Source organism: Pseudomonas macauensis, assembly GCF_047902425.1.
In the GTDB taxonomy this organism is placed as follows: domain Bacteria; phylum Pseudomonadota; class Gammaproteobacteria; order Pseudomonadales; family Pseudomonadaceae; genus Pseudomonas.
Map to the genome: position 1 here is coordinate 5,974,014 of NZ_CP138377.1, position 14,055 is coordinate 5,988,068.

Genomic DNA, 14,055 nt, shown 5'->3' on the forward strand with positions numbered 1-14,055 from the left:
TTCCGGGCCCACCACCCTCTCCCCCAGCCCCTCTCCCGCAAGCGGGAGAGGGGAGCGTTCGTGTTCTTCCTTCAGGTCCTGCTGCCGATCACCCGGCGGTGCGGATCAGCGCATCCACCGCCACGGCGCCTTCGGCGTCCGCCAGCAGTGGGTTCACATCCAGTTCCAGCAGGTTGTCCACGTGCTCGCAGGCGTAGTCGGCCACCGCACGGATGGCTTCCACCAGCGCCTCCAGGTTCACCGCCGGGCGGCCGCGGAAGCCGGTGAGCAGCGGCGCGCTGCGCAGGCTCAGCAGGGCATCGCGGATCGCCGCATCGGTGGTCGGCAGCAGCAGGCTGCGGCTGTCCTTGAGCAGCTCGACGAGAATCCCGCCGGCGCCCAGCACCAGCGCCAGGCCGAAGCCGTTCTCGCGCTTGATGCCGACGATCAGCTCGGCCAGCGGCGGGTTGGCCATGCTCTCCAGCAGCACCTGGTCGAAGGGCACGCCCGGCGCATGACGGGCGATGTTTTCGCGCATGTCGAACAGCGCGGCTTCCAGCGCCGCCTCGTTGCGCAGGTTGAGGGCCACGCCGCCGGCTTCGGTCTTGTGCGGCAACTGCGCGCTGACCACTTTCAGCGCCAGCGGGAAACCCACGTCGGCGGCCGCTTCGCGGGCCTGGGCCGGGGTGCTCAGCGCGGCGCGCGGCAGCGGCAGGCCGAAGGGCTTCAGCGCCTGCTTGGAATTCCATTCGTCCAGCAGGCGGCCTTCGCCGTCGATGGCCTGTGGGCAGAGCGGCACCAGTGCTGCCTCGCCACGGGCCAGCAGTGTTTCGCGGCGCTGACGGTAATGGGCGATACGACCCCAGGCGGCAAGACCGTCTTCCACACCTTGCAGCGCGGCGACACCGTGGGCGTGCAGCAGTTCGCGGGCATGCTTGGGCAGCAGCTCCGGCAGCGCGGAGGCGATGAAGCCGACCTTGCCGTGGCGCTCCAGCGCGGCGCAGTACAGCTCCAGCAGCAGGTCGCACTGCGGGCGCTCGCCGGTCTCTTCACCGGGGTAATCCAGCACCAGCAGGGCGGCATCGGCATCGGTCTGCAGCGCGCTGTCGAGCATGCGCTCCAGTGCCGGGCCGTCGCCCCAGATGGCGGTGGTGAAGTCCAGCGGGTTGGCGATGTTGGCGTAGTCCGGCAGCACCTGGGCCAGCTCCGCGCGCTGCGCGTCGACCAGCTTGGGCAGGGTCAGGCCGTTACGCTCGGAGTAGTCGGCGATCAGCCCGGCGTCGCCGCCGGAGCAGGCCAGCGCGGCCAGGCTCGGGCCGGCCGGCAGGTTGCCGCAGGCGGCAGCCTTGAGGGTTTCGATGAAGCTCACCGGACCGCTGACGCGGATCACCCCGAGGCGGTCGAACAGTGCGTCGTACAGCGCGTCGGAACCGGCCAGGGAGCTGGTGTGGCTGAGCGCGAGCTCGGCGCCGATCTCGGAAACGCCGGTCTTCAGGGCAATCACCGGGATGCCTTTCTGCAGCGCCTTGTAGGCGGCGCGGGCAAAGCCGGGGACGTTCTTCAGGCCTTCCAAGTGCAGGCCGATGGCGGTGACGCGCGGCTCGTCGAGCAGCACGTCCATCAGTTCGGCCACGCCCAGCTGCGCCTGATTGCCCACCGAGGCCATGTAGGCGATAGGCAGCGAGCGGTCGCTCATGGACAGGTTGTAGGCGAAGTTGCCGCTCTGGGTGAGCACGGCCACGCCCTTCTCCACCAGGTGCCCGCCGTGGGCCACCGGCCACAGCGCTGCGCCGTGCAGGTAATCGAGCAGGCCGTAGCAGTTGGGGCCGAGCAGGGCCATGTCGCCGGCGCTGGCGAGCAGGCGGCGCTGCAGCGCTTCGCCGTCGGCGCCGGTCTCGGCGAAACCGGAGGCGTAGCAGATGGCGCCGCCGGCGTCTTTCGCGGCCAGTTCGGCCACGGCCTGTACGGTCAGGTCGCGGTTGGTGGCGATGAACACCGCATCCGGGCCTTCGGGCAGCTCGGCGATGCTGCGCACGCAGGGCACGCCTTCGAGTTCGTCATATTGCGGGTTGACCAGCCACATCTGGCCGTCGAATCCACCTTCGGCGCAGCGCTTGAGCGCACGCGCCATGCTGCGGCCGCCGATGAAGGCCAGGTGCCGGGGCGCCAGCAGGCGCTGGAGGTTTTCTCTTTTCATGTCGGGTCTCGTACGGGCCTGCGCCCTCTCCCCCAACCCCTCTCCCTGAAGGGAGAGGGGAGCTTTCAGGGTCATCCTTCAGCGTCTGGTGCCAGCCCACGCGCCGAATCGCTCTTGCCCCCTCTCCCTTCAGGGAGAGGGCTGGGGAGAGGGGGTTTCAGCACAAGCCCGTCTTCCCCGAATAGCACCGAGAGTCAGCGCAGCAATGGCCGCAGCAGTTCGCGGGAAATGATGTGGCGCTGGATTTCCGAGGTGCCTTCCCAGATGCGCTCGATGCGCGCGTTACGCCAGATGCGCTCCACCGGGCCTTCGTCCATCAGGCCCATGCCGCCGAAGATCTGCACGGTCTCGTCGGCGACCTTGCCCAGCACTTCGCTGGCGAACAGCTTGGCCATGCCGGCCTCGCCGTCGGTCATGGTCCCGCGGTCCATCTTCCAGGCGGTGTGCAGGGTCATCAGTTCGGCGGCGCGGATCTGCGTGGCCATGTCGGCGAGCTTGAAGGAGATACCCTGGTAGCTGCCGATGGCCTGGCCGAACTGCTTGCGGTCGGCCGACCACTGCAGCGCCAGGTCCAGCGCGCGCTGGGCCTGGCCGACGCAGTTGGCGGCGACCATCACGCGGCCGGCGGTGAGCCAGGCGTTGGCTACTTCCCAGCCCTTGTCGACTTCGCCGAGGACCTTGGAGGCCGGCACGCGGCAGTCGTCGAAGAAGATTTCGTAGGTGTGGTAGCCCTTGTTGCTCACGCATTTCGGGCCGCGGCGCACGGTCATGCCCGGAGTGCCCTTGTCCACCAGGAAAGCGGTCACGGCGTTGCGCTTCTTGCCGTTGCGCTCGAAGGTGTCGGTCACCGCGAAGACGATGGCGAAGTCGGCGTGGCCGGCGTGGCTGATGAAGTGCTTGGAGCCGTTGATCACGAAGTCCTCGCCGTCACGCACGGCGCGGGTCTTGATCGAGTTGGCGTCGGAACCGGCGCCCGGCTCGGTGAGGGCGAAGCAATCGATCTTCTCGCCCTGCACCACCGGCAGCAGGTAGTCCTGGATCTGCTGGCCCTTGCAGGCCATGAGGATCTTCGAGGGACGCGCGACGAACACGTGCAGCGCCCAGGAGACCTTGGACAGCTCGCGCTCGACCAGCGCCTGGGACAGGTAGTCCAGGCCGCCGCCACCTACTTCCTCGGGCATGTTGAAGGCATAGAAGCCGGCCGCCAGGGCCTTGCCGCGAATCTGCGCGGCCAGCTCCGGGGACACCGCGTCGGCGCGGTCCACTTCTTCTTCGTACGGCAGCAGTTCTTTCTCGACGAAAGCCTTGACCGCCTCGACGAGCATTTCCTGTTCCTGGGTCAGTTGGAAATCCATCACATCACCTGCAGCCGTTAGCGGCCTTTGAATTGGGGGGAGCGTTTTTCGGCCACGGCGCGCAGCGCCTCGGCGGCATCTTCACTGCGACCACAGAGCAGGCCGGCGGCCTGTTCGGCCTCCAGTTGCTGCGCCAGGGTACGGGCGGCGCCGTCACGCATCAGGCGCTTGGTCTGGGCGAAGGCGAAGGTCGGACCGGCGGCCAGGCGGGCGGCGAATTCGCCGACCTGTTCCAGCAGCTGTTCATCGGCGACCACTTCGCTGACCAGGCCGGCGTTCAAGGCGCGCTCGGCGTTCCACAGTTCGTCGAGGAACAGCAGGCGCTTGGCCGCTTCGCTGCCGATCAGGCGCGGCAGGTGCCAGCTGGCGCCGGCGTCCGGGCAGTAGGCCATGCCGGTGTAGCCGGCCTTGAAGCGGGCGGAAGCGCCGACGACGCGGAAGTCGCAGCACAGGGTCAGGTCCATCCCGGCGCCGACGGCGGTGCCGTTGACGGCGGCGATGGTCGGCTTGTCCAGGCTGTACAGGCGGCGCATCAGGGCGTGGGCAGTTTCGGTCCAGCCGTAGGTTTCCAGCTCGCCGCGCGCCTCGGCCTCGGCCCATTCGGCGAGGTCGGCGCCCGCGCAGAAACTGCGACCCTGGCCAGTGAGCACGATGACACGCACCGCCGGGTCCGCCTCATGGGCGTCGAGCAGGGCGTGCAGGTTCTTGAGCGTCGGGATGTCCAGCGCGTTGCGCTGCTCGGGACGGTTCAGGGTGATCCAGGCGATGCCGTCCTGGACCCGGCTGAGCGGGGATGCTTGAGTCATGCGGCCCTCATTCTTGTAGACGATTGTGTTGAGGCGTTGGAGCCAATACTAAACAAGTGTTCAGTAAGGCGGCAATCCACCCGAATGGGGGGCTTGTAACGCCCTCGGCAGCGGCGGGAAGGCCGCGTGGTGCGGGGGCCGAGGGGTTTTACGGGGACTTGGCGGGCGGGCTTGTTACAACTTTGAACAATTGTTCAGCAAGAGATGGGACGGGTGGAGTACCTGTAGGAGCGAGCTTGCTCGCGAACGGACGTCCCGGCGACTCCGGAGCTGGGTAGGTTCGCGAGCAAGAACTAGGCGTCCCCCTCGGTCCTACGAAGAGCCCAAGACCAAGAGCCAAAGAAAAAGCCCCGCAATGCGGGGCTTTTCCGGTGCAGTCAGACTCAACCGATGCTCGGCACAGCCTCGTCGGCCAGCACCTGGCCGCGCTTGCGCTTGAGCGCGTAGTAGGCCAGGTAGCAGGCCGCCATGAAGCCGAAGCCCCAGTACAGCGACGGACGCTGGGTCGGGTCCAGGGCGAGGAACACGAACAGCGAGCAGCAGATCGCGATGCACGCCAGCGGGATCAGCGGGAACAGCGGCGCGGCATACTTCAGGTCGGCCACGGTGCCGCCCTTGGCCATGTGCTCGCGACGGAAGCGGTACTGGGCGTAGGCGATGACGATCCAGGTGACGGTGCCGGACATCCCGCTCACCGCCATCAGCACCATGAACAGGGTGTCGGCGGCGACGATGCTGGTCAGCAGCGACAGCAGGGCGAAGGCCAGGCTGATCAGCAGCGCGTAGAGCGGCACGCCACGGGCGCTGAGCTGGGACAGCTTGCGCGGCGCCATGCCGGTCTTGGACATGGCCCAGAGGATGCGGGTGGAGGCGTAGAGGCCGGAGTTACCCACGGACAGGATGGCGGTGAGGATCACGAAGTTCATCAGGTCGGCGGCGTAGGGAATGCCGACCATGTCGAACACCTGCACGAAGGGGCTTTCCATCAGGCCGGCCTGCTTCCACGGCACGATGCAGGACAGCACGACAATCGCCAGCACGTAGAAGATCAGCACGCGGAACACCACGTTGCGCACAGCGCGCGGGATGCTCTTTTCCGGCTGGTCGGTCTCACCGGCGGCGACGCCCATGATCTCGCAGCCCTGGAAGGCATAGACCACCGTCATCATCACCGCGAACACGGCGGACAGGCCGTTGGGGAACAGGCCGTCGCTGACCAGGTTGTGCAGCCCCGGCGCGGCGGTGCCATCGCTCAGCGGGATGGCGCCGAAGATCACCAGCAGGCCGACCACGATGAAGGCCAGGATGGCGGCGACCTTGATGCCCGAGAACCAGTACTCGGCCTCACCGAAGGCGCGGGTGGCCAGGGCGTTGAGGGAGAACAGCACGACCACGAAGAAGCCCGACCAGATCCAGATCGGTACCTCGGGGAACCAGCGGGTCATCAGCATGCCGGCGGCGGTGAATTCCAGGCCGACGGTGGAGGCCCAGCTCATCCAGTACACCCAGCCGATCATGAAGCCGGTGGCCGGACCGATGAAGCGCGTGGCGTGGGCCTGGAAGGAGCCGGAGACCGGCATCTGCACGGACAGCTCGCCGAGGCAGACCATCACCAGGTACATCAAGAGGCCCGCGACCAGGTAGGCGAGGATGGCGCCCATGGGGCCGCCGGAACCGATGGTGACGCCGGAGCCCATGAACAGGCCGGTGCCGATCACGCCGCCCAGGGACAGCATGAAGATGTGGCGGCTCTTGAGCGCGCGGGTGAGCTGGATCTTCTCTTGCGACTCAGACATGGCGCACCTCCACGGAACGGCGGGCGCGACTGAGCGGAACTCTACGTTGGATCATTATTGTTATCTCCAATCAATCAGAGGCCGTGGCTCGGGCACGGATGCCACCGGATTATTGGAAGGCGATGTAAGACGCCGTTGTTCGGGCGGATCGAAGTTGTAGGAAGTTGTAAGGATTTTGTGCGGGGCGCGTGGGGCGGGGGTTTCAGGCTTTTGATTTTCGTAGGAGCGAGCTTGCTCGCGAACAGATTCAGCCGGCGATGACGAGGTTGGGCGGGTTCGCGAGCAAGAACTAGGCGTCCCCCTCGGTCCTACAGGTGAGTGGAGTTCTCCGGCGATATCGGCACAAGGGCTTTCCCCTCACCCCAGCCCTCTCCCAGAGGGAGAGGGCTGGGGTGAGGGAGAGCAGGCAACGCAGAAATTAAGCCTGGGCACCCTTCAAAAGCTCAAACGCCAGAGCCCTCTCCCGCTCCAACCGCTCAGCCCAGTCACCGAGAGAATCCCCCGCCAACGCCACCTGCTCCAATTCCCCCAGGCCATCCCCCAGCCCACGCAACCCCATCGACCGACAGCTTCCCGCCAGCCGGTGCGCCAGGCTGGCCACCTCCACGGCATCCTCCTGGCGCAGCGCATCCAGCAGCAGCGGCCACTGCTCGTCGAGGAGTTTCCACAGGCTGGCGAGCAACTCGTTGAGCTTGTGCTCGCCAAGCAGGCGGCGGTGGGTATCCAGTACCTGGCGGTCCAACGGACCGTTATCCACAGCTGCAGGCAGCGGCGCCGCAGCCACGCCGGACAGCGCGCGGCGCAGGTCATCCAGGCGCAGCGGCTTGCCCAGTACGCCCTGCATCCCCGCTTCGAAGTAACGGCGGACCATCCCCGGCTGCACGCTGGCGGTGAAGGCGTGGATCGGCGTGGTGGCGTTGAGCCCGTTGGGCTGCTTGCGGATCGCCCGGCACAGGTCGAGACCGGTCATGCCCGGCAGGTGCATGTCCAGCAGGATCAGGTCGAAGGCTCGCTGGGCGGTGAGCGCGAGCGCCGGCTCCGCGTCGTCGGCGAGATAGACATGATGGCCGTCGCGCTCCAGCAACCCCTGGGCGACCTCGCGGTTGAGCGCGACGTCCTCCACCAGCAGCACCTCCAGCGCCAGCTTCGGCTCGTCCACCTGCGCAGCGCGCGGGACATCTCCCGGCGCCAGCACGATCTCGAACCAGAAGGTGCTGCCCTCGCCCTCCAGGCTTTCCACGCCGATCTCGCCGCCCATGGCCTCCACCAGGCGCTTGCTGATCGCCAGCCCCAGCCCGGTGCCGCCGTAGCGCCGCGCCACTTCGTCGTTGGCCTGGGTGAAGCGCTGGAAGATTTTCTCCTGCTGCTCGGCGGAGATGCCGATGCCATCGTCGATCACCGCAAAACGCAGGCGCTGCCCGGCCTCGCCGCGTTCCAGCAGCGTCACCTCCAGCAGCACCTCGCCGTCCTCGGTGAACTTCACCGCGTTGGCCAGCAGGTTGCTCAGCACCTGGCGCAGGAACTGTTCGGCGCCCCGGCAGGCGTCCTGCACCTGAGGGTCGACGCGCAGGCGAAGGCAGATGCCGTTGCCCTCGGCACGCGGCTCCAGCAGGGTCACCACGTCGTCCAGCAGGCGACGCAGAGAGAAGTCCACCGGCTCCGGCTGGCTGGCGCCGTCCTCCAGCTTGGCGAAGTGCAGCACCTCGTTGAGGATCGCCAGCAGCCCCTCGCCGGCGGTGGACAGCGCCTGCAGCCGGCGCCGGTCCTGCTCGCCCAGGGGCGCGGCGCGCAGCAGTTCGGCCATGCCGAGGATACCGTTGAGCGGCGTGCGGATTTCGTGGCTCATGGTGGCGAGGAAGCGGCTCTTGGCGCGGTTGGCCTCCTCCGCGTCCTCCTTGGCCCGGCGCAGGCTGGCGGTGCGCCGCTCGACCCGGCGTTGCAGCTCGTCGCGCTTGCTCTGCAGGGCGGCGCGGTCGGCCTCGCGGCGCCGCAGCTCCGCGCGCAGGGCGCGGCGCAGGTCGTCGAGGGCATCGGCGACGGTGTCGATCTCGTCCTCATGGCGACGTTTGTGCAGCGCCAGCTCGGTCTGCAGGTCGCCGCCGGTAAGGCCCCGGACGAAGTCGGCCATGGCGCGCAGGTGGCGGGTGACCAGGCTGTGGAACAGCCAGCTCAGCGCTACTGCCAGGCCGCAGAGGAACACGCCCATCCACAGCAGGTTGGTCAGGCCGCCGTGCAGCAGGCGGCGGTAGACCGCGCCGAGGTCGATGCTGATTTCCAGCTCGCCCAGGGCGCGGCGCTCGCCATCCGGCGGCTGGAAGGCCAGGGCATAGTGCTCGACGCGGAACGGGCCGTGCTTCACCTCGGCGTCCTGGGCCAGGTTGAAGTCGGCGCTGCGCAGGCGCACCTTGGCGATGTCGGGGAAGTCCGCCAGGCCGTGCAGCTGCACGTTGAGCTGCTCCTGGTTGAGGTCCCACAGGCTGCGTTCGAAACTGGCCAGGTAGCCGACGCGGATCAGCTCCAGGCGCGCATCGATGTCACGCATCTCGCGGCGGTATTCGAAGTACAACTGCACGGCGCTGGCCAGCACGGTGAAGCACAGGCTGAACAGCAACACCCGCAGCAGCAGGCGCCGCGCCAGGCCGCCGGGCAGCTTCAACGCGGCACCCCATCGCCGGCAAGCATGGCCCGGTAGCCACGTTCGCTGTCGTCGAGCCAGCGCGCCACGCTGCCGTCGTCCACGCGTTTCTTCAATGCCGCGTCGATCTCGTCCATCCGCGCGGCCAGCGGCGAATGGCGCGACACGGCGATGCGCAGGTAATCCACAGTGAGCGGACGAGGCAGCGCGGTGATGTCCTCGCCGCCGGCCAACTGCTCGACGAACAGGGTGCCGGTACGCCGCTCATGGGCAATGAAGTCGATGCGCTGGCGGATCAGCTTGCCGAAGTTCTGTCGGCTGTCGGAGACCCATTCGACGTTGCCGTGCTCGGCAACGAGGCGGTCGAACGCCGGCCCGTAGCTTTCGCCGAACAGCAGCCCACCCCGGTAATGGGCGAGGTCGCCCAGCTGGTCGAAGCGCACCGGCTTGCGACGGTTGTAGAAGATCGCCACTTCCTCGCGCAGCACCGGCACGCGGGAGAACACCAGGCCGCCGTCGCGCTGCGGCGTCTGGTAGGCCAGCACCACATCGACGCGGCCTTCGGCGGCGTCCAGCAGGCAGCGCTTCCAGTTGCCCAGCACCACGGTCTGCACCTCGTAGCCCAGCTCACCAAGCACGCTGCGCACGGTCTGCGGCGCCAGGCCGCGCACCTCATGGCCGTCGCTCCAGGAGATGGGCGGGTAGACGGGGTAGTCGCAGTAGCGGACTGGCTGCGCGGCGCTCACGATACCGCCCGCTGCCAACAACGGCAGGGCCAGGCACAGCAGGACCAGCCAGCGCATGGCTCAGGCGTCGACGGGCGTGGCGGTGAACAGGTAGCCGGCGCCGTGGATGGTGATGATCAGCTCGGGCTCGGCCGGGTCGTCGCGCAGCTTGCGGCGCAGGCGGCCGACCAGCACGTCGATGGAGCGGTCGTTGGGCAGCCATTCGCGGTTGCGGATCTGATCCATCAACTGATCGCGGCTCAGGGTGTGGCCGGTGTTGCGCAGGAACACGCAGAGCAGCTGGAACTCGCCGTGGGTCAGCGGGGTTTCGCTGCCGTCACGATCGATCAGGCGACGGCGGTCGGGGTCGAGCGTCCAGTGGGCGAAACGCTTGTGGTTCTGCCGCACCGGCTGGGTAACCGGGCCCTGGCGGGCGTGGCGCACGCGGCGGATCAGGTTCTTCGCGCGCGACACCAGTTCGCGCGGGTTGAGCGGTTTGATCACGTAGTCGTCGGCGCCGCATTCCAGGCCGACGATACGATCGATGTCGTCGTTGCGACCGGTGATCAGGATGATGCCGACCTCCGAGCGCACGCGCAGCTCACGGGTCAGGGTCAGGCCGTCCTTGCCGGGCAGGCGGATGTCGAGCATCACCAGGTCGATGGGCTGTTCGGCCTGCTCGGCCTCGGCCAGGTTCGCCTCGGCCTGTTCGGCAGTGCCCGCGCAGAGCACGTCGTAGCCTTCCTCGCCGAGGTAAGCCTGGAGGAGCTCGCGAACCACCGGATCGTCGTCGACGATCAGTACACGGGAAGTCATCGCAATACCCTGCTGACGCCACCGCTGTTTGCGGGGCAATTCTTGTTATTAGTCTAGAGAGGTCTGCAGGACCGGTCCTGCGGAGGCAGCAGGTTACCGGCCACTGAACAATCGATCAACAGGCCGCCGCCGCACGGCTGAAGCGCTGCCGGCCGCCGTGTTGCAGGCCATCCACCCAGGCTTCGCAGATCTGCGCGCCCTGCTCCGGGGTGAAGGTGTTGGGGTTCAGCCCGGACTCCAGCCACAGGCCGTCGAGCAGGGCGCTCAGGGCGATGGCGGCGAGGTCGGCATCGAAGTCGGACCAGCCCTGCTCCTTCGCCAGCTCATTCAACGTCTGCGCCAGCAGCGAGCGGTACTCGCCGTAGGAATGGTCGTGCGCCTTGTTGATTTCCTCGGCGGTCTTCACCGCGCCCCAGAACGCCAGCCAGGCATCCAGCAGCTGCGGATCGAGCAGCTCTGCGGAAAACGAGGCGCGGAAGAACGCCGACAGCCGCGCGCGCGCGTCAGGCGCCGCCTCGGCAATGGCCTCACGCAGCAGCTGCATCACCCGCCCGGTGACGGTCAGGTAGGCCTCGGCCACCAGTTCGTCCTTGCCCGAATAGTGGTGGTTGATCAGCCCCACCGAGACCCCGGCCTCGGCGCAGATCTTGCGGATCGACGCGCCCTGGAAGCCGTGGCGCTTCAGGCAGGCGAGCGTCGCCTCGATCAGCAACGCCTTGCGCTGTTCGGGCTCCAGTCGGGAAAAGCGGACTTCCTGGTTCATTCCTGTGATTCCGAGTGGGGTATGGGGAGAATTTGAACGATTGTTCGACAAGATGCCAGCCCCGGGGCTGCCGTCGTTTCGACACGGGTGCTGAAACAGTAACAGACCCTACCTACCCGTTCGGGGAATGGTCCGCCAACCGGGGGTGGCCGAGAGTGGCCCCATCAGCGAACACAACAACAACAGGTGGACTGACATGCAGAAAACCCTCGCTGCAGTATTGAGCGCGGCGCTGGCGACCTTGCCGGCGCTGGGCCACGGGGAAGAAAGCAGTAGCGCCAATACGCTGCGGCTGTACAACTGGTCCGACTATATCGGCGAACACACTATCGCCGACTTCGAGAAGGCCACCGGCATCAAGGTGGTCTACGACACCTTCGACTCCTACGAAACCGTGCAGGGCAAGCTGCTGCCCGGCCGCTCCGGCTACGACCTGGTGGTGCTCAACGCCGCCCTGGTGCCGCCGCTGCTGAAAGCCGGCGTGTTCCAGCCGCTGGACAAGTCCAAGCTGCCGAGCTGGAACAATCTCGATCCCGAGGTACTCAAGCACCTGGATCACTACGATCCGGGCGTGAAGTACTCGGCGCCCTATACCTGGGGCAGCAACGGCATCACCTACAACATCGACAAGATCAAGCAGCGCATGCCCGACGCGCCCATCGGCTCGCTGGCGATGCTGTTCGATCCGAAGATCGTGTCGAAATTCGCCGATTGCGGGGTGACCATCATCGACTCGCCCACCGACGTGATCCCGCTGGCCCTGGCCTACCTCAAGCGCGACCCCAACAGCGCCCTGCCCGAAGACCTGAAGGCCGCTCAGGACCTGCTGCAGTCGATCCGTCCGTACATCCGCAAGTTCGACTCCACCAGCTACCTCAACGGCCTGGCCAACGGCGACCAGTGCATGGCCATGACCTGGTCCGGCGACTACGCCACCGCCCAGGCTCGCGCCGACGAGGCCGGCGCCAAGGTGAAGCTGGGCTACTTCGTGCCCAAGGAAGGCTCGCTGATCTGGTTCGATGACTTCTACATCCCGGCCGATGCGCCGCATGTGGCCAACGCCCACAAGTTCATCGAGTACATGCTCCAGCCCAAGGTGGCCGCCGACGTCAGCGACTACATCCGCTACGCCTCGAGCAACGCCGCCGCCAAACCGATGCTCACCGCCGAAGTGCGCAACGACCCGGCGATCTATCCCGACGCCGAGACCCGCGCCCGGCTGTTCACCCAGAAGGTGCAGAACCCCAAGGCCACTCGCCTGATCACCCGCACCTGGGCTGCGGTGAAAACCGGAACCTGATCAGTCAGTCCCAAAGCCCCCTCTCCCCAGCCCTCTCCCTGAAGGGAGAGGGGGCAGCCCGCAGCAGGGTTCATGGAAGTCATCTTCCTGATGCCCCGCTGGCAGCGGGCCCGCAATGACCTTCGTAGTCACCGAGTACTCCGAACGGTCCCCTCTCCCTTCAGGGAGAGGGTCAGGGAGAGGGCAAGGACTCGCACGACGAACCGTAATTTCGAGGTACAGACGATGACCACCCCAACCCCAGCCTTCTTCGCCCAGTTCAACGACGAGCAGCTGGTCGCCGCCGACAAAGCCCACTACGTGCACGGCTACCACGTGTTCGACGATCACCGCGTCAACGGTGCGCTGAACATCGCCGCAGGCTCGGGCGCCTATATCTACGACACCAAGGGCAATCGCTACCTGGATGCCGTGGGCGGCATGTGGTGCACCAACATCGGCCTGGGCCGCACGGAAATGGCCGACGCCATCGCCGAGCAGGTGCGCCAGCTGGCCTACTCCAACCCCTTCTGCGACATGGCCAACGTCACCGCCATCCAGCTCTGCGAGAAGCTCGCGCAACTGGCGCCGGGCGATCTCGACCATGTGTTCCTCACCACCGGCGGCTCCACCGCCGTGGACACCGCCTACCGGCTGATCCAGTACTACCAGAACTGCCGCGGCAAGCGTGAGAAGAAGCACATCATCAGCCGGGTCAACGCCTACCACGGCTCGACCTTCCTCACCATGTCCCTGGGCGGCAAGGTCGCCGACCACCCGGCCGAGTTCGACTTCCTCAAGGACGTCATCCACCACATTTCCTGCCCGAACCCCTACCGCGCGCCGGAAGGGATGACCGAAGGCGACTTCCTCGAATTCCTGGTGAAGGAATTCGAAGACAAGATCCTCGAACTGGGCGCGGACAAGGTGGCGGCCTTCTTCGCCGAGCCAATCATGGGCTCGGGTGGCGTGATCATCCCGCCCAAGGGCTACCACAAGCGCATGTGGGAGGTGTGCCAGCAGTACGACGTGCTCTACGTCGCCGACGAAGTGGTGACCTCCTTCGGCCGCCTCGGCGCCTTCTTCGCCTCCGAGGACGTGTTCGGCATGCAGCCGGACATCATCACCACCGCCAAGGGCCTGACCTCCGGCTACCTGCCGCTGGGCGCGTGTATCTTCTCCGACCGCATCTGGAAGGTGATCGCCGAGGCCGACCAGGGCCGCTGCTTCGCCCATGGCTTCACCTACAGCGGACACCCGGTGAGCTGCGTGTCGGCGCTGAAGAACATCGAAATCATCGAGCGCGAGAACCTGCTGGAGCACGTGAAGGACGTCGGCGCCTACCTGGAGCAGCGTCTGCAGGAACTGGCCGGGCTGCCGCTGGTGGGCAGCGTGCGCTGCCAGAAGCTGATGGCCTGCGTCGAGTTCGTCGCCGACAAGCGCAGCAAGACGCTGTTCCCCGAGGAGCTGAACATCGGCGAGAAGATCCACCTGCGCGCCCAGGCCCGCGGCCTGCTGGTACGGCCGATCGTGCACCTGAACGTGATGTCGCCACCGCTGACCATCACCCGCGAGCAGGTCGACGAGATCGTCGACACCCTGCGCGAAGCGATCCTCGAAGCGGCTGAAGACCTCAAGCGCAGCGGTGATTACGCGGGGCACTGATGATTTTGCCTACATCCAGGCAGCCCTTTAGACTGCCGG

Annotated in this window: 10 protein-coding genes; 2 read left to right on the forward strand and 8 right to left on the reverse strand. The window is 66.9% G+C overall.

The genetic code is table 11. The features are described from left to right. Positions 1 to 88: 88 nt before the first annotated feature. The 8 genes from SD196_RS27260 to SD196_RS27295 all read right to left on the reverse strand — a co-directional run bounded on the left by SD196_RS27260 (position 89) and on the right by SD196_RS27295 (position 11,072). Positions 89 to 2,176: an acetate--CoA ligase family protein gene (locus tag SD196_RS27260; protein ID WP_416310897.1), complete on the reverse strand. Its 2,088-nt coding sequence runs from the start codon at positions 2,174 to 2,176 to the stop codon at positions 89 to 91. 194 nt (positions 2,177 to 2,370) lie between these two features. Further along, the gene (locus SD196_RS27265) at positions 2,371 to 3,531 is read right to left on the reverse strand and encodes an acyl-CoA dehydrogenase family protein (protein WP_370600351.1); all 1,161 of its coding nucleotides are present in this window, start codon (positions 3,529 to 3,531) and stop codon (positions 2,371 to 2,373) included. Between the two features lie 17 nt (positions 3,532 to 3,548). After that, the gene (locus tag SD196_RS27270; protein WP_275609384.1) at positions 3,549 to 4,337 is read right to left on the reverse strand and encodes an enoyl-CoA hydratase/isomerase family protein; all 789 of its coding nucleotides are present in this window, start codon (positions 4,335 to 4,337) and stop codon (positions 3,549 to 3,551) included. A gap of 383 nt (positions 4,338 to 4,720) precedes the next feature. Beyond that, complete coding sequence (locus SD196_RS27275; RefSeq protein WP_416310898.1) at positions 4,721 to 6,133, reverse strand: amino acid permease; 1,413 nt, start codon at positions 6,131 to 6,133, stop codon at positions 4,721 to 4,723. A gap of 418 nt (positions 6,134 to 6,551) precedes the next feature. Further along, on the reverse strand, positions 6,552 to 8,789 hold the full coding sequence (locus SD196_RS27280) for an ATP-binding protein (protein WP_416310899.1): 2,238 nt from the start codon (positions 8,787 to 8,789) through the stop codon (positions 6,552 to 6,554). Further along, the gene (locus SD196_RS27285) at positions 8,786 to 9,571 is read right to left on the reverse strand and encodes a transporter substrate-binding domain-containing protein (RefSeq protein WP_343575793.1); all 786 of its coding nucleotides are present in this window, start codon (positions 9,569 to 9,571) and stop codon (positions 8,786 to 8,788) included. The genes SD196_RS27280 and SD196_RS27285 overlap by 4 nt, the downstream gene beginning before the upstream one ends. A 3-nt stretch (positions 9,572 to 9,574) precedes the next feature. After that, entirely contained in the window at positions 9,575 to 10,315 is a 741-nt protein-coding gene (locus SD196_RS27290; protein WP_343576514.1) for a response regulator, read from the reverse strand. Between the two features lie 109 nt (positions 10,316 to 10,424). After that, positions 10,425 to 11,072 (reverse strand): TetR family transcriptional regulator C-terminal domain-containing protein, encoded by a 648-nt coding sequence (locus SD196_RS27295; RefSeq protein WP_275609388.1) that lies wholly within the window; start codon positions 11,070 to 11,072, stop codon positions 10,425 to 10,427. A 196-nt stretch (positions 11,073 to 11,268) separates the two neighbouring features. Here SD196_RS27295 and SD196_RS27300 point away from each other — a divergent pair, with 196 nt between their 5' ends. After that, the gene (locus SD196_RS27300) at positions 11,269 to 12,372 is read left to right on the forward strand and encodes a polyamine ABC transporter substrate-binding protein (protein ID WP_275609389.1); all 1,104 of its coding nucleotides are present in this window, start codon (positions 11,269 to 11,271) and stop codon (positions 12,370 to 12,372) included. A gap of 225 nt (positions 12,373 to 12,597) precedes the next feature. Continuing rightward, positions 12,598 to 14,016 (forward strand): aminotransferase, encoded by a 1,419-nt coding sequence (locus SD196_RS27305; protein WP_416310900.1) that lies wholly within the window; start codon positions 12,598 to 12,600, stop codon positions 14,014 to 14,016. The last annotated feature ends 39 nt before the right edge of the window (positions 14,017 to 14,055 follow it).